Origin of the sequence: Streptomyces sp. NPDC085937, from assembly GCF_044540535.1 — a bacterium.
In the GTDB taxonomy this organism is placed as follows: Bacteria; Actinomycetota; Actinomycetes; order Streptomycetales; family Streptomycetaceae; genus Streptomyces.
The window spans coordinates 261,735-286,317 of the sequence record NZ_JBITSH010000008.1; the positions used below are offsets into that span (position 1 = coordinate 261,735).

At 72.2% G+C, this 24,583-nt stretch carries 24 protein-coding genes; 6 read left to right on the forward strand and 18 right to left on the reverse strand.

Annotated features, from left to right (window positions below; all coding sequences use genetic code 11):
• Positions 1–161: 161 nt before the first annotated feature.
• The 4 genes from ACIF8S_RS19390 to ACIF8S_RS19405 all read right to left on the reverse strand — a co-directional run bounded on the left by ACIF8S_RS19390 (position 162) and on the right by ACIF8S_RS19405 (position 5,250).
• Positions 162–1,163: an SRPBCC domain-containing protein gene (locus ACIF8S_RS19390; RefSeq protein WP_400000289.1), complete on the reverse strand. Its 1,002-nt coding sequence runs from the start codon at positions 1,161–1,163 to the stop codon at positions 162–164.
• 86 nt (positions 1,164–1,249) lie between these two features.
• Positions 1,250–2,929, reverse strand: coding sequence for a polyamine aminopropyltransferase (locus tag ACIF8S_RS19395; protein WP_400000290.1), 1,680 nt, complete (start codon positions 2,927–2,929; stop codon positions 1,250–1,252).
• 59 nt (positions 2,930–2,988) lie between these two features.
• Positions 2,989–3,522, reverse strand: coding sequence for a DUF2617 family protein (locus ACIF8S_RS19400; protein ID WP_400000292.1), 534 nt, complete (start codon positions 3,520–3,522; stop codon positions 2,989–2,991).
• A gap of 813 nt (positions 3,523–4,335) precedes the next feature.
• Positions 4,336–5,250: a carbohydrate kinase family protein gene (locus ACIF8S_RS19405; protein WP_400000293.1), complete on the reverse strand. Its 915-nt coding sequence runs from the start codon at positions 5,248–5,250 to the stop codon at positions 4,336–4,338.
• A 158-nt stretch (positions 5,251–5,408) separates the two neighbouring features.
• Between ACIF8S_RS19405 and ACIF8S_RS19410 the strand changes: the two genes are divergently transcribed.
• Entirely contained in the window at positions 5,409–6,602 is a 1,194-nt protein-coding gene (locus tag ACIF8S_RS19410) for a pyridoxal phosphate-dependent aminotransferase (RefSeq protein WP_400000379.1), read from the forward strand.
• A 6-nt stretch (positions 6,603–6,608) separates the two neighbouring features.
• Here the strand turns inward: ACIF8S_RS19410 and ACIF8S_RS19415 are convergent, their stop codons facing one another.
• Positions 6,609–6,776, reverse strand: a complete 168-nt coding sequence (locus ACIF8S_RS19415) for a hypothetical protein (RefSeq protein ID WP_400000295.1) — start codon at positions 6,774–6,776, stop codon at positions 6,609–6,611.
• On the reverse strand, positions 6,763–7,632 hold the full coding sequence (locus tag ACIF8S_RS19420; RefSeq protein WP_400000297.1) for a hypothetical protein: 870 nt from the start codon (positions 7,630–7,632) through the stop codon (positions 6,763–6,765). The genes ACIF8S_RS19415 and ACIF8S_RS19420 overlap by 14 nt, the downstream gene beginning before the upstream one ends.
• 403 nt (positions 7,633–8,035) lie before the next feature.
• Here ACIF8S_RS19420 and ACIF8S_RS19425 point away from each other — a divergent pair, with 403 nt between their 5' ends.
• Together ACIF8S_RS19425 and ACIF8S_RS19430 are read left to right on the forward strand one after the other, a co-directional pair.
• Entirely contained in the window at positions 8,036–8,689 is a 654-nt protein-coding gene (locus tag ACIF8S_RS19425; protein WP_400000299.1) for an SCO4225 family membrane protein, read from the forward strand.
• Positions 8,690–8,701: 12 nt separating this feature from the next.
• Complete coding sequence (locus ACIF8S_RS19430) at positions 8,702–8,935, forward strand: hypothetical protein (protein ID WP_400000381.1); 234 nt, start codon at positions 8,702–8,704, stop codon at positions 8,933–8,935.
• Between the two features lie 275 nt (positions 8,936–9,210).
• On the opposite strand, the gene ACIF8S_RS19435 is transcribed toward ACIF8S_RS19430, so the two are convergent.
• From ACIF8S_RS19435 to clpB, 3 genes are all read right to left on the reverse strand, one after another.
• Positions 9,211–9,819 carry a DUF1707 domain-containing protein gene (locus ACIF8S_RS19435; protein ID WP_400000300.1) on the reverse strand — a complete coding sequence of 203 codons (609 nt, stop codon included), beginning with the start codon at positions 9,817–9,819 and terminating at the stop codon, positions 9,211–9,213.
• A 148-nt stretch (positions 9,820–9,967) separates the two neighbouring features.
• A complete protein-coding gene (locus ACIF8S_RS19440) occupies positions 9,968–10,498 on the reverse strand; it encodes a YbjN domain-containing protein (RefSeq protein ID WP_349795302.1) in 531 nt (176 codons plus the stop codon).
• 177 nt (positions 10,499–10,675) lie between these two features.
• On the reverse strand, positions 10,676–13,285 hold the full coding sequence (gene clpB / locus ACIF8S_RS19445; RefSeq protein WP_400000303.1) for an ATP-dependent chaperone ClpB: 2,610 nt from the start codon (positions 13,283–13,285) through the stop codon (positions 10,676–10,678).
• A 135-nt stretch (positions 13,286–13,420) separates the two neighbouring features.
• On the opposite strand from clpB, the gene ACIF8S_RS19450 reads away from it, so the two are divergent.
• A complete protein-coding gene (locus tag ACIF8S_RS19450) occupies positions 13,421–13,837 on the forward strand; it encodes a pyridoxamine 5'-phosphate oxidase family protein (protein WP_400000304.1) in 417 nt (138 codons plus the stop codon).
• 170 nt (positions 13,838–14,007) lie between these two features.
• Here ACIF8S_RS19450 and ACIF8S_RS19455 read toward each other — a convergent pair whose 3' ends face one another.
• Positions 14,008–14,304: a (2Fe-2S)-binding protein gene (locus ACIF8S_RS19455; RefSeq protein WP_167534435.1), complete on the reverse strand. Its 297-nt coding sequence runs from the start codon at positions 14,302–14,304 to the stop codon at positions 14,008–14,010.
• Between the two features lie 40 nt (positions 14,305–14,344).
• Positions 14,345–14,533: a hypothetical protein gene (locus tag ACIF8S_RS19460; RefSeq protein WP_215213286.1), complete on the reverse strand. Its 189-nt coding sequence runs from the start codon at positions 14,531–14,533 to the stop codon at positions 14,345–14,347.
• A 136-nt stretch (positions 14,534–14,669) separates the two neighbouring features.
• Between ACIF8S_RS19460 and ACIF8S_RS19465 the strand changes: the two genes are divergently transcribed.
• The gene (locus tag ACIF8S_RS19465; RefSeq protein ID WP_400000306.1) at positions 14,670–15,647 is read left to right on the forward strand and encodes a helix-turn-helix transcriptional regulator; all 978 of its coding nucleotides are present in this window, start codon (positions 14,670–14,672) and stop codon (positions 15,645–15,647) included.
• Positions 15,648–15,670: 23 nt separating this feature from the next.
• Positions 15,671–16,645 carry a helix-turn-helix transcriptional regulator gene (locus tag ACIF8S_RS19470; RefSeq protein ID WP_400000308.1) on the forward strand — a complete coding sequence of 325 codons (975 nt, stop codon included), beginning with the start codon at positions 15,671–15,673 and terminating at the stop codon, positions 16,643–16,645.
• Here ACIF8S_RS19470 and ACIF8S_RS19475 read toward each other — a convergent pair.
• The 7 genes from ACIF8S_RS19475 to ACIF8S_RS19505 all read right to left on the reverse strand — a co-directional run bounded on the left by ACIF8S_RS19475 (position 16,608) and on the right by ACIF8S_RS19505 (position 24,455).
• On the reverse strand, positions 16,608–17,639 hold the full coding sequence (locus tag ACIF8S_RS19475) for a LuxR C-terminal-related transcriptional regulator (RefSeq protein WP_400000383.1): 1,032 nt from the start codon (positions 17,637–17,639) through the stop codon (positions 16,608–16,610). The genes ACIF8S_RS19470 and ACIF8S_RS19475 overlap by 38 nt on opposite strands.
• A gap of 128 nt (positions 17,640–17,767) precedes the next feature.
• Positions 17,768–18,874: a sugar ABC transporter substrate-binding protein gene (locus ACIF8S_RS19480; protein ID WP_400000310.1), complete on the reverse strand. Its 1,107-nt coding sequence runs from the start codon at positions 18,872–18,874 to the stop codon at positions 17,768–17,770.
• Positions 18,875–19,148: 274 nt separating this feature from the next.
• Positions 19,149–19,601 (reverse strand): heat shock protein transcriptional repressor HspR, encoded by a 453-nt coding sequence (locus tag ACIF8S_RS19485; protein WP_400000312.1) that lies wholly within the window; start codon positions 19,599–19,601, stop codon positions 19,149–19,151.
• A gap of 4 nt (positions 19,602–19,605) precedes the next feature.
• A complete protein-coding gene (gene dnaJ / locus ACIF8S_RS19490) occupies positions 19,606–20,781 on the reverse strand; it encodes a molecular chaperone DnaJ (protein WP_145829177.1) in 1,176 nt (391 codons plus the stop codon).
• A gap of 36 nt (positions 20,782–20,817) precedes the next feature.
• The gene (grpE, locus tag ACIF8S_RS19495; protein WP_024885702.1) at positions 20,818–21,489 is read right to left on the reverse strand and encodes a nucleotide exchange factor GrpE; all 672 of its coding nucleotides are present in this window, start codon (positions 21,487–21,489) and stop codon (positions 20,818–20,820) included.
• Positions 21,486–23,324 (reverse strand): molecular chaperone DnaK, encoded by a 1,839-nt coding sequence (dnaK, locus tag ACIF8S_RS19500; RefSeq protein WP_400000314.1) that lies wholly within the window; start codon positions 23,322–23,324, stop codon positions 21,486–21,488. Before dnaK ends, grpE begins: the two co-directional genes overlap by 4 nt.
• Before the next feature lie 93 nt (positions 23,325–23,417).
• Positions 23,418–24,455: an undecaprenyl/decaprenyl-phosphate alpha-N-acetylglucosaminyl 1-phosphate transferase gene (locus ACIF8S_RS19505; protein ID WP_400000316.1), complete on the reverse strand. Its 1,038-nt coding sequence runs from the start codon at positions 24,453–24,455 to the stop codon at positions 23,418–23,420.
• Positions 24,456–24,583: the final 128 nt, after the last annotated feature.

Here is a 24,583-nt window from a genome sequence, read left to right on the forward strand (position 1 = left end):
CGACCCTACTGGGGTGATCAAGGGGCCGGGGTCCGCGTCCGCGGGCGGGGTCCGCGTCCGCGAGGGCGGGGGCCGGGGGCGTCGCGGGCGGGGGGCCGGGGCCACCGGATGCGGATCACCCGGGGGCCCGCTCCCGTGGGGCGGGACCACCGGTGGGGTGGTCAGTGGCGGCGGCGGAGGGCTCTGATGGCGACGACGGCCGAGGCGACCGCGAGGGCCGCCGCCGGGGCGGCCCAGCGCAGCGGGGTCGGGGAGGCGACGGTCTGGGGCGCCGGGACCGGGGCGTACCGGCCGCGCGGGGGTGCGTGGTCGACCTCCTCGGCGCTGCGGCCGATCATCGTCCGGCGGGCGTGCGCGGCCTCGGCGGGGGAGTCGTCGTCCTCGTCGTCCCCGAACGGCCCGTCCCCGAACCCGGGCGGCAGCCCGACGGGCTCCGGCCCGCTCCCGGCGCCGTACTGCGGCGGCGGCTCGTCCGAGGGGCCGGCCTCCGGCTCGGCCCCGGGCGCGGACGGCGGCTCGGACGCCGGGGGTTCCTCGGACTCCGGCGCGGGCTCGGACGTGCCGTCGGACGCGGAGCCGGGTCCGGACGTGCCGGTCGGCTTCGGCTGTTCCGGTGGCGGGGCCGGGTCCTCCGCGTCGGGGGTGGTCTCGAAGTCGGTGGTGGCCTGCGGCTCGAAGTCGCCCGCCGACAGCTGTTCCGGTGACTCCGCGGGCGGGCGGGGCCCGGCCCCGGCCTCCTCCGCGGCGATCGCGCCCAGGTTCTCCCCGAAGCGGTCGAGCAGACGGGTGACCGCCGACGCCACCGCCTCCGGCGGCACCTGAGTGATCCGCCCGCCGGCCGTCGCCGTCCCCGTGACGACGAGCGCCGTGCCGGCGTCCACCGCGCGCGGGCGCAGCCGCAGCGCCAGCCGCACCGACCCGCTCCCCCGCGCCTCCGCCGCCTCGCCCTCGACGGCGTAGGCCCCGTCGTCCTCCGGGGTCACCCGTACCGACCCGCGGTAGGTGATGGAGGAGCCGCCGACGCGCACCTTCAGACGCCCGGCGACGGGATCCGCACCGGCGTCGTGCTGGAGCCCGGGCACCGCCCGGGCGACCCGCGCGGGGTCGTCCAGCACCTCCCTGAGCCGCTCCGCCTCGACCGGAACGAACACCTCGTGCTCCATGAGTGCGGAGCCTACCCACGGGACGCCGGACCGCACCCCCGTCCGTGAGAAGTCACGGCGCGTCGGTGCGGTGCGCGGTCAGGGGGTCAGTCCGTGTAGCGGGGGTGGACCAGCGTGGACGGGCGCAGTCCGCGCACGCGGGTGCGTTCCGCCGCACGGATGTCCGCCGCCAGGGAGGAGTCGGTCAGCGTCCGCGGCCGGGGTCCGGCGGGGTCGAGGCGCGGCCGGGGGGCGTGCCGGTCGGCGGCCAGCACGAACCCCCAGTCGCGGTGGGCGCGGGCCGTGTCCGCAGGGCCGCGGTCGGGTCCTGCGGCGAACCCGGCCTGCCGGCCGCGCACCCGGTAGGCGGTGGTGCGCAGGCCCGCGGCGCGCAGGGTCGCGTCCACCGTCCAGAAGTCGCGGGGCCGGGACGCCACCGCGCCTCCGTGCACCACGAGCCGCCCGCCCGGGGCCAGCGCCCTCCGGACCAGGCCGTAGAACTCCTGGGCGTACAGCTTCGTGCTGGCGGTGATCCCGGGGTGCGGCAGGTCCGCGACCACGACGTCGTACGCGGCCGGGGGTGCCGTCCGCAGCCAGTCGAAGGCGTCCGCGGTGATCACCCGGACGCGGGGGTCGTCGAGGGAGTGCGCGTTGAGCGCGGACAGCGCGGGGTCGTGGCGGGCCAGCCGCACCACGCCCTCGTCGAGTTCGACGACGTCCACCCGCCGCACGCCGGGATGGCGCAGCACCTCACGGGCGGCCAGCCCGTCGCCGCCGCCCAGCACCAGCACGCGCGTGTGCCGTCCGGCCATCGCGGGGTGCACCAGGGCCTCGTGGTAGCGCAGTTCGTCCCGGCCGCTGACCCGCAGCCGCCCGTCGAGGAACAGGTTCAGCGGCCGTCCGTCCCGGCCGCCGGTGAGCAGCACCTCCTGCACGTCGGTGTGCACGGCGACCCGTACGTCCTCGCCGTACAGGGCGTGCCGGGCGGCGCGTTCGAAGTCGTCGACGAGGACGGCGGCGGAGGCGAGCAGGGCGAGCACGCACACGTTGGCGACCACCAGCAGACGGCGGGCGCGCCGGGTGAGGTCGTGCCGGAACAGCCCGAGCACCAGCGCGCCGCCGACGACCGCGTTGACCGCGCCGGTGATCAGCGCGCCCGTCAACTGGCCCAGCACCGGCAGGAGGAGGAAGGGGAAGGCGAGTCCGCCGACCAGGGCACCGACGTAGTCCGCGGCGGACAGGTCGGCCACCGCGCCGCCCGCGTCCTGGCGGCGGATCCGCTGGATCAGCTCCATCAGCAGCGGCACCTCGGCGCCGATCAGCAGCCCGGTGGCGAGGGAGAACGCGACCAGCAGGCAGCGCGGGCCGTTCGCCCACATCCCGCCCCAGTCGCCGGTCCAGGCGAACACCGCGTACAGCGCCATGACGCTGCATCCGCCGACCAGCGCGAGTGCCGCCTCGATCGCGCCGAACCCGGCCGCCGCGTGCCGGCGCAGCCGTTTGGCGGCGAGGGAGCCGATGCCCATCGCGAACACCATCACCGACAGCACGACGGACGTCTGGACGACCGAGTCGCCCATCAAGTACGCGGCCAGCGCGACCAGTTCCAGCTCGTACACCAGTCCGCAGGCGGCGCACACGAACACCCCCGCGAGGACCAGCCACCGCCCGGTGCCCTGCCCCACGGGCAGCGGCAGCTCACTCGCGGTGTCGTCCACCCGGGAGCCGTCAGGCCCGTCCCAGGACTGCGTGGAGCCGGGCGGAGCGGGGGCCTGCGGTTCGATCACCCCAGGGACGTTACGTCACGCTCCCATCGCACAACGTCACCCACACGCGTGATTTTTGTTTACGCCCGCACGGCACCGGTATGGGCGGCCACCCGTGCTCCCACGCGGGTGCGGGTGGCGACGAGCTGGCCGTCCTGCGGGTAGGCGTGCCAGGTGCGCCAGTGGAACTGGCCCTCGTGGCTGCGGGCGAGCATCGCCGTGAACGCGTGCGGACTGCCGGGGAACACCCCGGCGAGGCCCTGCGGGTGGTCGGAGACCAGGGCGAGCAGCTCCTGCGCCCGGCCGGCGAAGGCGCCCGGAGGCAGAACCTCCACCCGGGCGGCGAACTCGTACTCCCAGTCGTCCACCCGCTTGGCCACGCCCAGCGGAAGCGGCGTGCTGCTGCCCGGGATGCACGCCACCGTCTCCGAGCAGAGGCCACGCTCCTCCTCCAGGAGCACTTGGTGGGACGCGCCGAGCAGCCGCAACTGAAGTCTGGCCCCCTGCAGTTCGAGGTCGAGGGTAGCCAGCGCCGGAAGCGGCTCGCGCCCCAGTGCCCAGGCGAGGTCGGCCGCGCGCGTGTCGGAATAGGCGGTGTTCAGGGTCGTGAGCATGGATCGGCTCCGCAAGCACACAAGGAAGAAATACGGGTCCGCGCACCCCGGTGGGACCGGGGACTCGGCCCGTCAGCCCGGTCGCCCGGCTGGAAGAAGGGTCCGCGGGGAGGTCCGATGGCTGCGCTGGTGATTTATAGGGAATCATGAACTGTGCTGCCACCACAGCGTTTTTACCCAACTTCGTGGGCTTTCCATCCCCTAGGGGGCTCCACAGCTCACGTGTTCCACTACGGCGTACGCCCCGAGTGACGTCGCACTCCCCCGCACCACGCGCCAACCGGAACCGGAGTCCGTGCCGCCGCTGAACGCCACAGCGGGGCCCGCCCCAGGTGCGGACCCCGCCGTCGCGGATGCGTTCTCCCGAAGTGGAGCCGTGCTGCCCCGTGTCAGCCGCCTCCACCGCCGCATCCGCCCCCTCCGCAGGACGACCCGCCTCCGCAGGACGAGCCTCCGTCGGAGGACGATCCACAACTGGTCGCGGCCGCGCCGCCGCCGGCCCACCAGCCGCCGCTGCCCCCGTCGGTGTGGCCGCCGCCCGAGGACGACCCGCCGCGTCGGCGGCCAGCCCCCGCCTCGGCGCGACGCAGCGCCGACCTGCGGGACGTCCGCGACACGAACACGACGAGCAGGGCGAAGAGCACTACCAGGATGATGCCGACAGTCATGGCGCCACCCTCCTTCCGGTTCCCCGTGATCCCCCGAAGCAGCCCCCGTGGGTGCCTCGCTCACGGTGTGACCGGGACATGCCCTCCCCCACTCCACCCCAAAGCAGAGTTGAGCAACTCCAGAGGTTTCGGCGGCCCCGCGTCCTCAGGACTCCCGTTCGGCAGGCGGAGCTTGGGCCATGAGCTCGTCCGTCGCCTCCCGGTCGGGGTAGCCGCCCTGGGCGCCGAGGTGGCCGCAGGCGGAGGTCGCCGAGACCACCGCGGCCCGCAGCGCCGTAGCGGGGTCCGCGCCGGACAGGCGGCGCGCGACATAGACGCCGGCCAGGCAGTCACCGGCTCCGGTGGTGTCGACGACCGGCGCCGAGGGCGGCGGCGCGACGCCGATCCGCCGGGTGCCCTGGGTCAGCGTGGCCCCCCGCGGTCCCAAGGTGCGCACCACCGACCGCACACGGTGGCCGGCGGCGAAGGCGTCCACGTCGCCTAGCGACGCCGTGGCCTGCTCGTTGAGGAAGACGACCTCCGCCCCGTCGAGGACCGGTGCGAGGGCTTCCATGCCGTGCGCCAGTGCCGGGGGCTCCAGGTCGACGGACAGCCTGATGCCGCCCTCCCGCGCCCGCCGGGCGAGCACCGCGGCGGCTGTGGGGTGCAGGCACGAGGTGTGGATCCATTCGACGCCGTCCAGGCCCGCCTCACGCAGCCGCCGCGGCGAGGGGTACTGCGACACGGACGAGGTGTAGACGAGCCGCTTCTCCCCGTCGCCGGCGAGCGTGCACACCGAGACCGCCGTCCTGCCGGGCACCGGGGTCACCCCCTTGACGTCGACGCCCCGCGCGGCGAGGAACTCGATCGCCTGGGCGCCGAGCACGTCGTCGCCCACGTCGGCGATCAGAGCGGTCGTGACGCCCTGCCGGGCGCAGGCGACAGCGGAGTTCGCCGCCACACCGCCGGCGCTCACCAGGCTCTCGAAGGCGTGCGTCTTCTCGTCCGGAGCCGGATGGTGCGCGACGCGCAGCGCCACGTCGAAGGCGATGTCTCCGCAGAACAGGGCCGTGGCCGTCATGCCGGTCCCCTTGTCGTGTCCCTCGTCGGATCGGGATCGGAGCGGTGGGTACCTACCCGGCCCCGGACGCCGTCACGCTCCGCCGTGCCCGGGCCAAGGGATGACACGCGACCCCGTGGCCCGGAGGTGAGTTGAGGACGCCGGTGATCCGGCGCAGGATGGCCGGCATGACCTCCAGCGCGCGCCCCCTCCTCAACCGCCGGCTCGCAGAGTTCGGGACGACGGTCTTCGCCGAGATGTCGGCCCTCGCCCTGCGGACCGGAGCCATCAACCTGGGCCAGGGCTTCCCCGACACGGACGGCCCGGAGGAGATCAGGGAGGCCGCCGTACGCGCCCTGCGGGACGGGCTCGGCAACCAGTACCCGCCGGGGCCGGGCATCCCCGAGCTGCGCACCGCGATCGCCGCGCACCAGCGGCGCCGCTACGGCCTCGCCGTCGACCCCGACACCGAGGTCCTGGTCACCGCGGGCGCCACCGAGGCCATCGCCGCCGCGCTGCTGGCGCTGGTGGAGCCCGGCGACGAGGTGATCGCGCTGGAGCCGTACTACGACTCCTACGCGGCCTGCATCGCCATGGCGGGCGGCACCCGCGTCCCCGTCACCCTCCGCCCGGGCGGGGGCCGCTTCCGCCTGGACCTCGACGAGCTGCGCGACGCGGTCACCGACCGCACCCGCCTGCTGCTGATCAACACCCCGCACAACCCGACCGGCACGGTCCTCACCCGCGCGGAGCTGGCGTCGATCGCCGAGCTGGCCGTGGAGCGGGACCTCCTCGTCGTGACCGACGAGGTCTACGAGCACCTGGTCTTCGACGACGCCGAACACATCCCCCTGGCGACCTTCCCCGGCATGCGCGACCGCACGGTCACCATCTCCAGCGCGGGCAAGACGTTCTCCTTCACCGGGTGGAAGGTCGGCTGGATCACCGCGTCCCCCGAGCTGGTCACGGCGGTCCGCTCGGCCAAGCAGTACCTCACCTACGTCTCCGCGGGCCCTTTCCAGTACGCGGTCGCGGAGGCCCTCGCCCTGCCGGAGTCGTACTTCACCGGCTTCCGCGCGGACATGCTCGCCAAGCGGGACGTCCTCGCGGCGGGCCTGGAGGAGGCCGGCCTGACGGTCTACCGTCCCTCCGGCACCTACTTCGTCACCGCCGACATCCGCCCCCTGGGCGAGACCGACGGCATCGCCTTCTGCCGCGCCCTCCCGGAACGCGCGGGCGTCGTCGCCATCCCCACGGCCGTCTTCTACGACCACCAGGCCATGGGCGCCCCCTTCGTCCGCTTCGCCTTCTGCAAGCAGCGCCACGTCCTGGAGGAGGCCGCGGCCCGCCTCAAGTCGGCGGGGGCGCGCTGAGCGAACTCAGGGCCAGGTGCGCTCGATGCGGTCGCGTCGCACGGCGTAGGCAGCGGGTCCGCCCCGCGCCACGGCGTGGTGGACGGCTTCGCGGTGTGCGTCGAGCCGCCCGGCCATGTCCGCACTCGGCAGCTGCTGGTTGTCCGGAGAGCCCCGCGCCTCAGCAGGCAGCACGCAACGTCCCCTCGGCCTGAAGCTTCCGGCAGTCGCGGCAGTGGCCGGGGTGGGGTGCGCGGAAGGCGCGGTCGCAGCCGTCGCAGGTCTGGAGGGGTGGTACGGCCGGGCTGCCGAGGTACTCCGGGAGCGGCGGGAGCGGCGGCGCGGGCAGGGGGATCTCGCGGAGGCGGAAGCCGAGGATGCCCGCCGGGCGGGCCAGGAACCGGTCGGGGAGCCCCGTCGTGAGCGTTCTGGTGATCTGGGCGGGTGCCACACCGGCCGCGAGCCACGCGGTGACGGCGGGCGCCAGCCGCACGGCCTCCCGCTCGGACAGCACGAGGCGTTTGTCGACGCGCCGCAGGGACGCCAGCACGGCGACCGCCTCCGGGTCCACGTCCGCGAGTTCCGCCGACGCCTCCTCCCGCGCGGCGACGGAGACGGAAGACGTCTCACCTGCGGGCGGCTTCCGGGGGCGGGGCGGCTCGGGGGGTTCCGGCGGCCCGTCCGGATCCGGCTCCGGTGGCCCGCCGGGAACGTCGTAGAAGTAGGTGCGGGTGCGGATCTGCCCGGACGGGGTGCGCTCGCGGCGGCGCTCCAGGTATCCGGCGGCCTCCAGCTCCCTGAGTGCCCGCGAGATCAGGATCTCGCCCTCGGTGAAGTGCGCGCGCAGAGCGGAGATGCTGACGATGCTGCCGCTGGGCAGGGACAGGATGTAGACCGCGACTCCGATGGTGACCGCGCTGCCGCGCCGCTGGGCGAGGGCGTTGGAGATCACCGTGAAGTCGGCGGTGAGGCGGGTGCGTACGTGGATCACACCGGAGGTCGGAGCTCCGGCGTCGGCGCGCGGGAGCGCGTTAAACTGCGAGTCAGCCATTGGGAAGGGGCTTTCTTCCTGAACGGTCAGGCCTTCGGTCGGGATGCCAGTCCCGGCCGGGGGCCGTATTCGTTGGTTATCGTCGAGCTTGTCGCGGCGAACGTAGCCGCCCGCATTCCGCACCTGCAAGCCGGTCACTCGCACGAGTGACGCGGGCCTTTCCGCGGGGAGGGTGGGTGGGCGGGTAGTTCTTTCCCCCGGTTCTTCGGGGAGGTCAGTGGCCCACCGGACCCTCGCCGACAGGGAATCGGTGGCGCCGGGTGAGGGGCCTGCCGGGGGTGTGGCGTACGGGCGCGGGCTGAGTCGTCCCCCGTCATGTGGTGAGTACCGGTACTCATGTCCGGGCGGGCCCTTCCGGTCACTGTGGTGATCAAGAAATCCGGACCGGATCGAAGGGCCTCCCATGTCGGCCTCTCCCCGCCGCCGCCCGCGGCAGTTCCTCGCTCTCGCCACGGACACCCTGCCCGCCCGCGCCTACTTGGGCCTCGTCGCCCTCGGCGTCCTGGTGCTGTTCCTGGCCCCGGCGAGCCCGTACGCCATGGCGTCGGCGCTGCTCACCGCTCCGCTTTCCTTCCTGCCCGTGTTCCTGCCCTTCGGGGCGGTTACGACGGAGGGCGGGGCGGCCGACGTGGTGGCGGCCGCGCTGTACGGCGGGTGGCTGCTGCTGTGTGCCCTGGTGAACGCCGCCGCGTTCGGCGCGCTCGCCCGCAGACCCGACCGAACGCCCTCGGCGCGCCCCGGACGTGCGCTGCTCACGGCCGCCGTGGACAACTGGCCCGCGCGGGTCTACGTCGCCGTGGTCGCGGCGGCCCTGGGCACCTTCCTGTACGCCGTGCTGCTGTCGCCCGACCCCGGGTTCGCCGGGATCTGGCCCATCCTCGCGGCGGCGCCGCTCAGCTTCCTCGCCGTGGCGGTGTCGGCTCCGGCCGAGTACGCGCTCCCCTGGCTGGGCACGCTGGTCCTCACCGCCGGCGTGGTCCTGGCCGGACTGGTCAACGCCGTGCTGATCGGACGCCTCGCCCGCAAGGTCGGAGGCAGCCCGCTGAGCCGCGGCTAGGCCCAGGAACTGCTGGAGGCGTCGGCGGAGTTCCGTGCCCTGTGGGACGACCAGAAGGCCGGTGCTCCCGCCCGGGCGTTCAAGGTGTTCGTCCATCCCGAGGCCGGACGCATCGAGCTGACCTACGAGAGCTTCGGCGTACGGGCGGCGCCCGGCCAGGAACTGTTGGTGGGGTCGGCGGAACCGGGCAGCCGCAGCGCACAGGCCCTCGCCTACCTCGCTTCCACGGCCGCACCCCGCCACTGACGCGGCCCGGCCCGGCCGGGCGGACCTCCGCGGCCCGTCGCGGCCCGTCGCGGCCCGCAGGAGCGGGTCGCCCGCCTCCGGCTGCGGGACCCACCAGCGGCGCGACGAACGGGCTAGGGCCTTTCGTTCGGATCAGGCCGGATCAGGGAGCGGGGTCTGGTGCCGTGCATCGCAAGGCGGAGGAGGGCGGCAGGGCGGAGCCCTGACAACCGACGACAACGCGGCGAGGCGCGGTGCCAGGGCCCGCGAGCCCGGCCTGATCCGAACGAAAGGCCCTAACCCCGTGCCCGGTCGTTCCCCAGCTTCCGCCGCTCCCACCGGTTCGGATGCCGGATCACCACGCCCGCCATGCCGCCGGAGCCGGTGAGGCGGATCAGGGGGGTGCCTGGGAGGCGGTCGGGGGTGGTGGTGTCCTTCAGACCGCCGATGCCGGGGTCCATCGCGGTGGTGTCGGCCGCCCAGCCGTCGGGGAGGACGATCGTGACGCCCGCCGCCTCCCCGTACGCCTCCACCGTGACCTCGGTGAACCGGCACTCGGCGCGACTGAAGTCGAGCTTCACGCCTGCCAGGCCGCCGCGCGCGATCACCTGCGCGGGCACCTCCCAGCGGGCGGGGCCGCGGGACGCTCCGTGGAGGCCGCCCTTCAGCTCCAGGGGCGGCAGGTCCGTGGGCGCCGACGGCTTCGGCAGGTCGGCCGTGAGGGCGTCCAGCTCGGCGTAGGTCTTCGCGGTGAGCGCCCGCTCCAGCCGCTCGTCCAGCTCGTCGAGGTCGATGCGCCCCTCGGCGGCCGCGTCGCGCAGCTGCTCCACCACCGCCTCACGGTCGTCGTGGGAGGCGCGCAGAACGCCTCGGGATGCGTCGCGCGGGGCCGGCTGGGCTGTCATGTCCCCAAGAATAGGCGGGGACGGCAGGGCGGAAGAGGGCATGAGAGAGCCCGGCTCCGCGACCGGCCGCACGGACCGGCCTCCGGGCCGGGCTGGGCTCCCCGGCGGCGTGCACCTGGCCGGTGCCGCCGCCCGCGCCCCAGGGCGCTCACGCGTCGTCGTCGGGCTTCTCCGCGTCGTTGATCTCCGACTCCAGGCCGAGCTGCTCGACGAGCCACTTGTCGAACTCGATGGCGGCCCGCACCCAGCTGACCGTCGAGGAGACGAAGTGCTCCAAGCTGACGCCCATGCCGATCAGCATCTGCGCCTCACCGATGAGACGGACCGTGCCGTCGTCGTGGGTGTGCGTGTAGACCTTGGGCCACAGGGTGCGACGGTTCCAGTCGTCGATGGACTCGAGGAGCTGTGCCTTCTCCTCGATCTGGTGCGGCCGGTCGTAGAACGTCCGCACCGAGAAGATCTGCTGGTCGTCCTCGCCGCGGAACATGAAGTAGGTGCGGAACTGCTCCCACGGCGCCGCGAGGTCACCCTCGTCGTCGACGACGTACTTGAGCTCCATCTGGTCGAGGAGCTGCTTCACGAGGTCCTGATCCGGGACGACGGGGCCCGCCGGTCCTTGGGGCTGCGGCTCGGGCTGCTGGCCCCCGAAATTCGGAATCGAGGACGGGTCGATGGTCACCGTGAATTTCCCTTCGTACGGATCCCGCCATCCTCCCCCATGCGGGGAGGGGGGTGGCAAGCCCCGACGGGCCTGTCAGCCGAGGGCTGACTCGATCCGGTCAGGTCCGGGGTACCCGGAAAGGCTCCGGGCCCAACGTCCGCGGGGGACATCGGGCCCGGAAAGCGGAACCGTCACTCAGAGTGTCTTGCCGGTTCCGGCGTCGCCGGCCGGACCGACGATCAGCCCGTCCTCGAAGCGGTCCACCCGGACCGTGTCGCCGTCCTTGATCTCGCCGGAGAGGATCTCCCGGGCGAGCCGGTCACCGATCGCGGTCTGCACCAGGCGGCGCAGCGGCCGGGCGCCGTACGCCGGGTCCAGGCCCTCCTGGGCCAGCCAGGCCAGCGCCCCGGGCGTGACCTCCAGGGCGAGCCGGCGTTCGGCCAGGCGCCGGCCGAGCGCGGTGATCTGGAGCTCCGCGATGCGCTCCAGCTCGGCCTTGCTGAGCGCGGAGAACACCACGAGGTCGTCGAGACGGTTGAGGAACTCCGGCTTGAACGACGCCCGGACCACCTCCAGGACCTGTTCGCGCTTCTCGGCCTCGGTGCTGACCGGATCGACCAGGTACTGGCTGCCCAGGTTGGACGTCAGCACCAGGATGGTGTTGCGGAAGTCCACGGTGCGGCCCTGGCCGTCGGTGAGGCGGCCGTCGTCGAGCACCTGGAGCAGGATGTCGAAGACCTCGGGGTGGGCCTTCTCCACCTCGTCCAGCAGCACCACGCTGTACGGGCGGCGGCGGACGGCCTCGGTGAGCTGGCCGCCCTCCTCGTAGCCGACGTAGCCGGGGGGCGCGCCGACGAGCCGGGCGACCGAGTGCTTCTCGCCGTACTCCGACATGTCGATGCGGACCATGGCCCGCTCGTCGTCGAAGAGGAAGTCGGCGAGCGCCTTGGCCAGCTCGGTCTTGCCGACGCCGGTGGGGCCGAGGAAGAGGAAGGAGCCGGTGGGCCGGTCGGGGTCGGCGATGCCGGCCCGCGAGCGCCGCACGGCGTCGGAGACGGCCCGCACGGCCTCGGTCTGGCCGATCAGCCGCCGGCCCAGCTCGTCCTCCATGCGCAGCAGCTTCTGCGTCTCGCCCTCCATCAGGCGGCCGGCCGGGATGCCGGTCCAGGAGGCGACGACGTCGGCGATGTCGTCGGCGCCGACCTCCTCCTTGACCATGGTGTCCTTGGCGACCTCCTCCTCGGCCTCCGAGGCGGCCTCCAGGTCGCGTTCGACGCCCGGGATCTCGCCGTAGAGCAGCTTGGAGGCGGTGTCGAAGTCACCGTCGCGCTGGGCGCGTTCGGCCTGGCCGCGCAGCTCGTCGAGCTTCTCCTTCAGCTCACCGACGCGGTTGAGGGAGGTCTTCTCCTTCTCCCAGCGGGCGGTGAGGCCGCGCAGCTCCTCCTCCTTGTCGGCGAGGTCGCGGCGCAGCTTCTCCAGGCGCTCCCGGGAGGCCGCGTCGGTCTCCTTGCCGATGGCCAGCTCCTCCATCTTCAGCCGGTCGACGGCGCGCTGGAGCTCGTCGATCTCGACGGGCGAGGAGTCGATCTCCATGCGCAGCCGGGAGGCGGCCTCGTCGACGAGGTCGATGGCCTTGTCCGGCAGGAAGCGGGAGGTGATGTAGCGGTCGGAGAGGGTCGCGGCGGCCACCAGCGCGCTGTCGGCGATCTGCACCTTGTGGTGCGCCTCGTAGCGGCCCTTGAGCCCGCGCAGGATGGCGATGGAGTCCTCGACGGTCGGCTCGGCGACCAGCACCTGCTGGAAGCGCCGCTCCAGCGCCGGGTCCTTCTCGATCCGCTCGCGGTACTCGTCGAGCGTGGTGGCGCCGACCATGCGCAGCTCGCCGCGGGCCAGCATCGGCTTGAGCATGTTGCCGGCGTCCATCGCGGAGTCGCCGCCGGCGCCCGCGCCGACGACGGTGTGCAGCTCGTCGATGAAGGTGACGACCTGCCCGTCGGACTCCTTGATCTCCGCGAGGACGGTCTTCAGCCGCTCCTCGAACTCGCCGCGGTACTTGGCGCCCGCGACCATGGCGCCCAGGTCGAGCGCGACCAGCCGCTTGTTCTTCAGCGACTCGGGCACGTCGCCCTTGACGATCCGCTGGGCGAGGCCTTCGACGACGGCGGTCTTGCCGACGCCGGGCTCGCCGATCAGCACGGGGTTGTTCTTGGTGCGGCGGCTCAGCACCTGCACCACCCGCCGGATCTCCTGGTCCCGTCCGATGACGGGGTCCAGCCTGCCCTCGCGGGCGGCGGCGGTCAGATCGGTGCCGAACTTCTCGAGGGCCTTGTACTGGCCCTCCGGGTCGGGAGTGGTCACCCGGCGCGTCCCCCTCGCCTTCTGGAAGGCCTCCTGCAGCTTGTCCGCGGTGGCGCCCTGCCGGGACAGTACCTCCCCGGCCGCACCGCCCTTGGCGGCGATGCCGGTCAGCAGGTGCTCGGTGGACAGGTACTCGTCGCCGAGGTCCTGGGCGCGGGCCTGGGCGTCGGCGACGACGGCGAGCAGCTCGCGGTTGGGCTGGGGCGGCGCCACGGTGGATCCGGTGACGCTCGGCAGCCCGGAGAGGACCCGCTCGGCGCCGGAGCGTACGGCGGCCTGGTCGGCGTCCACCGCGGCGAGCAGGTCCGTGATGTTCTCGTTCTCCTGCCCGGCGAGCAGGGCGAGCAGCAGGTGCGCGGGGGTGAGGTCGGGGTGCCCCTCGGTCACGGCCCGGTTGCCGGCGGCGGCCAGTGCGTCCCGGCTCCGGTTGGTCAGCTCGGCGTCCACGTGTCCGTTCTCCTCCTTGGTGCCCTTCGGTGACCCTCAGCGGTGGTCGTGGCTGACTGTGCCAACGTCCACAAACTTGAGTCTAATCCACTCAAGGTGGTGACCGCGAGGAACTCGGGGCTAAGTTCCGGGGTCATGACCCTCACGTATTCGGTGGATCCGGGCGATCCGGACGTGTCGTACCTCAGCTTCTGGCGCGAACGGCACCTGTGCACGCTGACCACCCTTCGCCCGGACGGCACACCGCACCTGGTACCCGTCGGAGTGACGTACGACCCCGAGGCGCGCCTCGCCCGGGTCATCACCAACCGGACCAGTGCGAAGGTCCGCCATGTGCGGGCGGCCGGGGACGAGGGCGCGCCGGTAGCGGTCTGCCAGGTGGACGGCGGGCGGTGGGCGACGCTGGAGGGACGCGCGCGGGTCCGCACGGAACCGGAGCGCGTTCAGGACGCGGTGCTGCGGTACGCGGAGCGCTACGGACGGATGCCGGGACCCAACCCGGACCGGGTCGTCATCGAGATCGCGCTCACGCGCGCGATGGGCCGCGGCTGAGGCCGGCGGCGCGGCTCGCACCGGCGAGCGATCCCTTCCGGCCATCGCCCGATCCGGGGGATACCCAGAAATATCCCTCAAAACTGCAGCGGCGTCACCGTGTTCAGGTCACGGTGACGCCGCTGCGGGGGGAAGCACCTGCGCGATCTTTTTACGACGGGGGAATCGCGTCAGGCACTGCGGGGGGTGGCCGAGATGGTCCTGGGGGCAGGGGAGTCGGACTCCACCTGCCGGTGGTCCCGCTGGTCCAGGTTCACAAAGATCATTCCGTACCGGATGGCACACCGCACGGGCTTCGGCGCCCCCCTGGGCCGCCTCAGGCACCGGTACGCCCGTACGTCACCGTCCTCGTCGCGCGTGACGACCACGGGCTCACCGAAGACGGTCACCATCAACGAGTCACCGCTGTGGGGGATGGCGGTGACCAGGTCGATGAAATGCCATCCGGACCGGTAGGCCGTCGCCATCTCACGACGGAAGGATCGGTCGTCAGGTGGGGTGGCCACGTCAGCTCCAGACAGTGTCTGCCGGGAGCTGGACCACGTCCTCGCCGTCCACCACGCCCACGGCCCCACTCGACCAGACGGTGTCGTCCTCGGCATCGGTCTGCGCGCCGGACAGGGCGCCCAGCGCACCGAAGGCCACAACGGCGGACAAGGCGGCGACAAGCACCGAGCGACGCATTCTCTTACGCATAGTCGGCTTCGTCCTCACTCGAAGGTCCCCTTTCCCCCGTCAAGTAAGACGATGGCTCATTCGGGCACGTCATGGCCACACGATCGGTGCATCATGTTCCTGCATGTTCAGGAGCCTGGGGGGTGGAGATTTAACAATGAATCGGACCAAAACCGTGCATCCCCATCCCATGACGGAGCTGTGCGTGGAAGGGAGTCGTCTGTACGCGAACGCACTGCGCACGGGACGTATCCCCCGGGCGGAGGCCGAAGCCGCACCCTGTCTGGTCGACTTCTCCCTACTCCACCCCGACCCCGACGACCCGGACTGGCTGCGCCCCGTCCCGCCCTCCGTCGTGCTGGCCCAGCGGCTGGACCCGATCGAGCGTGAGATCAGCGAACGCAGGCGCCTGACCATGGAGTTGGCGGACACCTTCGAGCCCTTCATGGGACTCGGCGCCCCCCTGGCGGAACCGGTCCACTCCATCACCGTGCTCGAAGGACTCGACCGCATCAACGAGGCGCTCGACCTGGCGACCTCCCAGTGCCGGAACGAAGTGCTCACCGTCCAGCCGAAGAACCGGCACCCGGAGCAGCGCCTGATCGAGGCACTGGAACGCGACCGGCCGCTGATCGAACGCGGGGTGCGGATCCGGACGCTCTACCAGCACACCGCCCGGTACAACCCCGAGCGCATCGCCTGGACCGAGCAGTTCGCCGACGGCAAGGTGGAGTACCGCACCATCGACGAGCTGGTCGAGCGCCTCATCGTCTGCGACGACACGGTCGCCTTCATCCCCGTCCGGGACGACCGGCAGGTCGCGCTCGAACTGCGCCACCCCGGCCTGGTCCGCTACCTCATCAAGGTCTTCGAGTTCATGTGGGGCCGCGCGGTCCCCCTCACCGCCGGCACCCCGTACGAGACCGCACCGGACGGTCTCACCGACATCCAGCACTCGATAGCCAAACTGCTCGTCGAGGGACACGTCGACGAGGCCATCGCGCGCCGCCTCGGCATGAACGTCCGCACCTGCCGGGCACACATAGCCAAGCTGGCCACCGCGCTCGGCAGTGGCAGCCGTGCCCAACTGGGGTACCTCATCGCACAGTCCGGCATTCTCGAGCAGGACCACTGATCCGGTCCGGGGGGCGATCAGGCATGAGCGGCGACGCACCACACAGAGCGGCGGACGCGCTGCGGGCGGAGGCACTGGACCGCTACGCCCGCGCCCTGGACCAGGGCCACGTGCCCGCCTCGGGGGACGCGGAGACCCCGCTCCTGCTCCGCCTCGGCCTGCTCCACCCCGCCGGGGACGACCCCAGCCGGCTGGAGCCGGTCGCACCGCACCTCGCCCTGCACCGGCTGCTGCGCGCCTCCGAGGACCGCGTCGCAGAGGAACGGCGCCGTCAGGAACGCCTGGCGGAGACCCTGGCCCCGCTGCTGCGCCCCGGCGAACCGGTGGAACAGGAGTCCCCCCTCGTCACCCGGCACAGCGGCATGGAGTGCATCGGCCGGGCCATCGGCGAGGCGATGACCGGCGCCACGGAACTCCTCGCCGTCCAGCCGCACCGCAGCTACGTGAAGTTCGACCCGGCCGTCCACGAACCCGCCCTCCGCCGCGACCAGGACCTGCTGGACCGCGGCGGCCGCATCCGCGCCCTGTACCAGCACACCCTGCGCCACGCGCCCACGCTGGCCGCCCGCTACGAACGCCTCACCGGCGACGTCGAGGCCCGCTCCCTGGACGAGATCACCGACCGCCTCGTGATCGTCGACCGCGCCGTCGCCTTCATCCCGGCCGGCCCCGAGCGCTCGACGGCCCTGGAGGTCCGGCATCCGGCGATCGTGACGTTCCTGGTCACCACCTTCGACCGGCTCTGGCGCCTGGCCAGCCCGATGTACCCGGAGGCGGACCGGCAGCCCACCCTCAACGGCGTCACCCCGCGCCAGCGCGCCATCGCCACACTGCTCGTCGAGGGGCACACCGACGCCGTCATCGCCGACCGGCTCGGCATGAACGTCCGCACCGCGCGGGAGCACATCGCCAAACTCGCCGCGCTGCTGGGCAGCCACAGCCGGGCCCAGCTCGGCTACCTCATCGCGCGGTCCGGGGTGCTCGACCCGGCGGAGTGACGGCCGGGTGCCGCGCCCCGTCCAGCCCCGCCTGCGCGATCCGCACCCCCAGCTGCGTACGGCTGGCCGCCCCGAGGGTCTCCGACAGGCGGGCGATGTGCGCCCGGCAGGTCCGCACACTGATGCCCAGGCGCTCCGCGATGACCGCGTCCTGGTGGCCCTCCGCCAGCAGCGCCGCGATGGACTGCTCCCGGTGCGAGATGCCGTCGATGCCGGTGTCCGGAAGCGGGGCGGTCAGCGGGATGGCGAGCCGCCACAGCCGGTCGAAGACCGTGCCCAGGTACTCCACCAGCGCCGGGTGGCGCAGCTCGAGCGCCATCGTGCGCTCGGCGTTGGCGGGGATGAAGGCGACCGTGCGGTCGAACAGGATCAGCCGGTCGACCACCTCGTCCAGCGTGCGCGCCTCCACCGCGTCGCCCATCAGCTCCAGATAGCTCAGCAGCCCGTGCCCGTGCCGGGCGACATGGGTGTACAGGTCCCGCATGCGCACGCCCCGGCCGCGCAGCGCCATCGCCCGGTGCAGACCCTCCGACAGCTCGGCCTCACGCCGGATGCCGCCCGGCTGGACCGTGAGGACCTCCGTGGTGCACGCCTGCGTCGCCTCGTCCATCGCGGCCTGGATGCGCGCCAGTCCGTCCAGCACACGGATCGCCGGGCCCTCCGCCGACGCCCCCGCGACGGGCACCTGGCGGCCGAGTCCGGCGTACCACTCGAAGGCGGCCACCGCCGAGCCGACCCGGCGCTGACTCGCCCTCACCTCGTCGTACATGCCGCGCAGCAGCCGGGTCATGACCTCCTGCGGGGCGGTGGGCACCAGCCAGTCCATGTCGTCGGGATCCGGGTGCAGCAGGGCCAGTTCCAGCAGGCAGGGCACCCGCTCGGCCTCGCGGCGCGGCAGCCGGCCGCGCCGTACGGCCCGGGAGTACACGCGGTCCCCGGCCTCGCACAGTCGGTCAGCACCGTGCGGATGCTCCTGATCCGCGTGCCCGGCCATCGCCCATCCCACCCCCGGTTCAGCCACTTTCCGCAGCGCAACTATGCGCGGCCGGAACCTGCTGTGCAACACGGGGCCGGCCACCGCGCCGGCCCGGAGACCTGCGGGTGGCCGAATACCGACGGGAGTTACTTCAGGTCGAGCTCCTCGCAGGCGGACTTGAACTCGGCGGTGCAGATGTCCGACACGTCGTAGAACCCGTCGGCGATGACCGTGTCCTGGATGTTCTCCTGCGTCAGCGCGACCACCGGCACCAGCTGCGCCGGGATGTCCTGCTCGGTGGGGCTGTCGACCCGGTCACGGGTGAGGGCGTCGAACTGGATGTCCCGGCCCTGGACCCGCGCCACGGCCATCTCCGCCGCGTTCTCGGCCTCCGTCGGGTACGACTTGTACACGCTCATGTACTGCTCGCCGGTGACGATGCGCTGCACCGCGGCGATCTCCGCGTCCTGGCCGGTGATCGGGGGCAGGTCGGTGACACCGGCGGCGCGCAGCGCCTTGACGATGCCGCCCGCCATGCCGTCGTTGGCCGAGTAGACGCCCTTGATCTTCCCCGCGCCGATCTCGCCGATCGCCTCGGCCATGTTCTTCTCGGCGTTCTTGGGGTCCCAGTCCTTGGTGTCGAAGGACTTGGCGATGGTGACCTTGCCCTTGAGCTCGGACAGCGCGCCCGCCTTGAACTGCTTGGCGTTGGGGTCGGTCGACGAGCCGTTCATCATCACGACCTTGTCGGTGATGCTGAGGTCGCCGCCGAAGGATTCCAGCAGCGAACGGCCCTGCACCTCGCCGACCAGCTCGTTGTCGAAGGAGATGTACGCGTCGATCGGGCCCTCGGCCAGCCGGTCGTAGGCGATGACCGGGATGCCCGCGTCCTTGGCCTTGGTGACGCTCTCCGCGATGGCGTGCGCGTCCACCGCGTCCAGCACGATGACGTCGACCTTCGCGTCGATCATGCGCTGCATCTGGGAGGCCTGCTTGTCGGCGTCCGCCTCGGCGTTGGCGTACTCGACCTTGCCCTTGTTGTCGGTGAGCGCCTCCACCTTCTTCTTGAAGAAGGGGTAGTCGAACTGCTCGTAGCGCGTGTTGGCCTTCTCCGGGAGGAGGAGACCGACGGAGATGTCGTCCCCCTTGGCCGGGCTCGCCTCGTCGCTGCTCCCTGTCGCGTCGAGCATGCCGCAGCCGGCGAGCGTGACGGACATCGAGACGGCGGCCACGGATATGGCTATACGACGCATGCGAGGGCTCACTTCAGGTGCGTTTTGGACGTGGGCACAGCTTTGCGGCCCATGTGACTGAAAAGCCAACGCTTCAGGGCCCATCGCCGTCAAGGGGCAACCACTTAACGAGATGGACACAGCACGGTCCGCTGAACTCGTGAAAGTCCTGCGGACACGCCGCGTGGATCACCTGGACACGCAGGCATACCATAGTCACAGATGTGGTCAGGCATAAGAGAAGGGGCCCCGGGGTTCGGTGAACCCCGGGGCCCCTTCCGCGCGTTGCGCGTGGTCAGTCCGACTGCTGCTGGCGCCTGGGCCGCCACACCACCAGCGCGCTGGTCTGCTGCACTTCCTGGTAGGGCACCAGGTCACGGCGGTACGAGGCGTGGACGGCCGCCTCACGCTGACGCATCGCCGCCGCCGCGCCGTCGAGCGCGTCCTCCAGTTCGGCCACGCGGGCCTGAAGGGCGGCGACCTGGTTCTCCAGTTCGATGATGCGCTTGATTCCGGCCAGGTTGATGCCCTCGTCCTGAGACAGCTGCTGCACCTGCCGGAGCAGTTCGATGTCACGGGCCGAGTAACGCCGGCCCCGGCCCGCCGTGCGGTCCGGCGACACAAGTCCCAGCCGGTCGTACTGACGCAGCGTCTGCGGGTGCAGACCGGACAGCTGGGCCGCCACCGAAATGACGTAGACCGGGGTGTCCTGGGTCAGTTCGTACGGATTGCGTCGACGGCCGTCCATCGCATCAAGCTCCCTTCGCGGCCTGGAACAGCTCCGCCCGCGGATCCTGGTCCGCGGTTGCCTCGCGATACGCCTCCAGGGCGTCACGAGCCTTCCCCGACAGGTCCTTGGGAACACTCACCTCGACGGTCACCAGGAGGTCACCGCGGGTGCCGTCCTTGCGGACCGCTCCCTTGCCGCGGGCGCGCATGGTGCGCCCGTTGGGTGTGCCCGGCGGAAGCTTCAGCGTCACCGGCGGACCGCCCAGCGTCGGGACCCGGATCTCGCCGCCGAGAGCCGCCTCGGGATACGTGACGGGCACGGTGACGGTCAGGTTGTCGTCCTTGCGGCCGAACACCGGGTGGGTGCCGACGTGCACGACGACGTACAGATCGCCCGCGGGCCCGCCGCGCTCACCGGGAGCGCCCTTGCCGCGCAGCCGGATCCGCTGCCCGTCGCTGACCCCCGCGGGGATGCGCACCTGCATCGTCCGCGAGGACTTGGCCCGGCCGCTGCCCTTGCAGACCTCGCAGGGCTCCTCCGCGATCAGGCCGCGGCCCTTGCAGTCGGGGCACGGGTCCGTCAGCGAGAAACCGCCGCCGGAGCCCCGCGCCACCTGCCCGGTGCCGACGCAGGTCGGGCACACGCGCGGTGTGCCGTTCTTGTCGCCGGTGCCCGAACAGGCCTTGCAGGGCGCCTGCGACGACATCCGCAGCGGGACGGTCGCGCCCTCGATCGCCTCGGTGAAGCTGAGCGTCACCTCGGACTCGATGTCCTGACCCCGGCGCGGCTGGGTCCTCGTGGTCCCCGCGCCGCCCCGGTTGAACAGGCCCCCGAAGACGTCACCGAGGCCGCCGCCGAAGCCGCCCGCCTGGCCGCCGCCGGGCTGGCCTCCGAAGAGGTCGCCCAGGTCGAAGTTGAACGTGCCGCCGCTCCCGCCCGGCCCCGGACGGAAACCGCCGTTGCCGAAGAGGGCGCGCGCCTCGTCGTACTCCTTGCGCTTCTTGGGGTCGCCGAGGATGTCGTTCGCCTCGGAGATCTCCTTGAAGCGCTCCTCCGCCTTGGCGTTGCCCTTGTTGGCGTCCGGGTGGAACTCGCGGGCGAGCTTCCGGTACGCCTTCTTGATCTCGGCCTCGGTGGCGTCCTTGGGGACGCCGAGGACCTTGTAGTAGTCCTTCTCGATGAAGTCCTTGGTGCTCATCCCCGACGTCCCTCCTTCCCTGCGTCAGCTATAACGTCAGCCCTCCTCCGGGCCACCGTTCTCCTTGTTCTCCGCGTCCGCCTGCGCCTCGGTGCTCTCCTCGGCCGGCTTCACCGTCTGCGCGCCCGGCTGCGGCTCGGCGACGGCCACCCGCGCGGGGCGGATGGTGCGCTCGCCGATGCGGTACCCCGGCTGCAGGATCGCCACGCACGTCGTCTCGGTGACGTCCGGGGCGTAGGAGTGCATCAGGGCCTCGTGGATCGTCGGGTCGAAGGGCTCGCCCTCCTTGCCGAACTGCTGCAGGCCCAGCTTCGCCACCGTGGTCTCCAGCGACTCGGCGACGGACTTGAAGCCGCCGACCAGCTCGCCGTGTTCCCGCGCGCGGCCGATGTCGTCCAGCACCGGGAGCAGTTCGGACAGGAGGTTCGCCACGGCGACCTCCTTGACCGCCACCCGGTCCCGCTCGACACGGCGGCGGTAGTTCTGGAACTCGGCCTGGAGGCGCTGGAGATCCGCGGTGCGCTCACCGAGCGCGGTGCGGGCCTGGTCCAGCTGAGCCACCAGGGCGGCGTTCTGCCCCGTGTCCCCGGCCGGGGCCGCCTCCTCCTCGGAGGGAGCGGCGGCCTTCGGCTCGGCGTCGTCGGTCGGTGCGCCGGAAGGGACGTCGGGCTGCTGCTGCTCGTCGAAGCCCGGGGTCTCTTCCGTCACGCCGCACCGTCCTTGCGGTCCTCGTCGACGATCTCGGCGTCGACGACGTCGTCGTCGGCCTTGGCCTCGCCGGCGGACGCGCCACCGGCGGCCTGGGCGCCCTGGGCGTCGGCGTACATGGCCTGGCCCAGCTTCTGGGAGACGGCGGCGACCTTCTCGGTGGCGGTGCGGATCTCGGCGGTGTCCTCGCCCTTGAGCTTCTCCTTCAGCTCGGCGACGGCCTCCTCGACCTCCGTCCTGACGTCACCGGGGACCTTGTCCGCGTTGTCCGCGAGGAACTTCTCCGTCTGGTAGACGAGCTGCTCGCCCTGGTTGCGGGACTCGGCGGCCTCGCGGCGGGCGTGGTCCTCCTCCGCGTACTTCTCGGCCTCCTGGCGCATCCGGTCGACCTCGTCCTTCGGCAGCGAGGAGCCGCCGGTGACGGTCATCTTCTGCTCCTTGCCGGTGCCGAGGTCCTTCGCCGTGACGTGCATGATGCCGTTGGCGTCGATGTCGAAGGAGACCTCGATCTGCGGGACGCCACGCGGCGCCGGCGGCAGGCCGGTCAGCTCGAACATGCCGAGCTTCTTGTTGTACGCCGCGATCTCGCGCTCGCCCTGGTAGACCTGGATCTGCACCGACGGCTGGTTGTCCTCGGCCGTGGTGAAGATCTCGGAGCGCTTGGTCGGGATCGTGGTGTTGCGCTCGATCAGCTTGGTCATGATGCCGCCCTTGGTCTCGATGCCGAGGGACAGCGGGGTGACGTCGAGCAGGAGGACGTCCTTGACCTCGCCCTTGAGGACACCGGCCTGGAGCGCGGCGCCGATGGAGACGACCTCGTCCGGGTTGACGCCCTTGTTGGCCTCCTTGCCGCCGGTCAGGTCCCTGACCAGGTCGGCGACGGCGGGCATACGGGTCGAGCCACCGACCAGGACGACGTGGTCGATCTCGCTGACGGAGATGCCGGCGTCCTTGATGACGTTGTTGAACGGCGTCTTGCAGCGCTCGAGCAGGTCCGCGGTCAGCTGCTGGAACTGCGCGCGGGTCAGCTTCTCGTCGAGGTGCAGGGGGCCCTCGGCGGAGGCGGTGATGTAGGGGAGGTTGATCGAGGTCTCGGTGGACGAGGACAGCTCGATCTTCGCCTTCTCGGCGGCCTCACGCAGACGCTGCAGCGCCATCTTGTCCTTGGACAGGTCCACGCCGTGACCCGACTGGAACTGCTTGACCAGGTAGTCGACGACGCGCTGGTCCCAGTCGTCACCACCGAGGTGGTTGTCACCGTTGGTGGCCTTCACCTCGACGACACCGTCGCCGATCTCCAGCAGGGAGACGTCGAAGGTACCGCCACCGAGGTCGAAGACGAGGATGGTCTGGTCGTCCTTGTCGAGGCCGTACGCCAGGGCGGCGGCCGTCGGCTCGTTGACGATGCGCAGCACGTTCAGGCCGGCGATCTCGCCGGCCTCCTTGGTCGCCTGGCGCTCGGCGTCGTTGAAGTACGCCGGGACGGTGATGACCGCGTCGGTCACCTTCTCGCCCAGGTACGCCTCGGCGTCCCGCTTCAGCTTCTGCAGCACGAAGGCGCTGATCTGCTGCGGGTTGAAGTCCTTGCCGTCCAGGTTGATCTTCCAGTCGGTGCCCATGTGGCGCTTGACCGACCGGATGGTCCTGTCGACGTTCGTCACGGCCTGGCGCTTGGCCACCTCGCCGACCAGCACCTCACCGTTCTTGGCGAAGGCGACGACGGAAGGCGTGGTCCTGGCGCCCTCGGCGTTGGTGATGACGGTGGGCTCGCCGCCCTCCAGAACGCTGACGACGGAGTTAGTCGTGCCCAGGTCGATGCCGACCGCACGTGCCATTTCGATTCCTCCAGCTGACTTGAGTGGAACAGACTCAAGCATGCATGACGTCCGGCGTGGGGTCAACAGAGCTGAGTCGGCCAGACTCAACTCTTATCCGCTCCTTACACGCAACCGCTCGCTGACCTGCGAGGACGCGCTGGCCGAACGTTGACGCGGCCGGAAAACAGGGGTGACGGGCAACCGCATCAGCCCCAGGACGAGCACCGCCACGACCCCGGCGACCCACAGCGCCGCACCCGCGGGCAGCCTCCCCGTGTGCACGCACACCGCGACCACCGCCGCGCCCGCGGCCCCGGCACCGAGCAGCGCCACGGCCGCGCGGGGCGCGAGCCCCAGCCGCCGCATCCGGTGCGCGAGGTGGTCCGGCCGTCCGCGGGTCACCGGCCGGCGGTCGAGCCGCCGCCCGAGTACCACCAGGGCGCCGTCCGCACACGCCAGGGCCGTCAGCGCGAACAACACGGCGGCTCCGGAGCCGATTCCCTGTCCGGCCCGCACGAACACCGCCGAGGAGGACAGGAGGAAGCCGGTGAACAGCGCTCCGCCCGCCCCGAGCGCCGCCTGCGCGGGGAACCAGTTGTGCAGCAGGAACCCGGCGAGGGCGGCGGACAGGGCGCCGAGCAGCGCGGCGAGTCCGTCCATCACCTCGGCCGCCGCGCAGACGGCCAGCGCGAACGCGCCCACCGCCCCCACGGTCCCGGCCAGGCCGTCGGCGTGGTCCAGGCCCCGGAAGGCGACGGTCGCGACGACGACGCATGCCGCGGCCAGCACCCCGCCGGGCATCCCGGTCTCCTCGTAGGGGACGACGAGCGCCGCCGCCACGGCCGTGCCGGCGGGCGTGACCCACCGGCGCAGCCGCCAGGCGTCTGCGGCCAGCCCGAGCACCGCGACACAGCCGGCGGCCACGACCACCCTGCCGATCCCGGCGCCGAGCGGGGCGGCGCCCAGGGCGTCCCCGGCCGCCGCGACCAGGGCGGTCGCCAGCACGACGGCCGTTCCCCCGGACAGCGGCACAGGCCGGCGACGCCTGCGGTCCACGAGCCCCAGGCGCAGGGCGGGGGCCCGCAGGACCCCCGTGAGCAGGGCGGACAGCAGCAGGGCGGTGGCGGCGGCGACGATCCCGTAGAGCACGGATATAAGTTAGGGGCGTATCGACTGATTTGGCGTGAATAACACGATCGGATCCCGGACGCCATCCGGGACGGTCGCCGGGGCGCCTCCCGGGCACCCACCAGGGCGTCCGCCGGCCGGCCCACCGG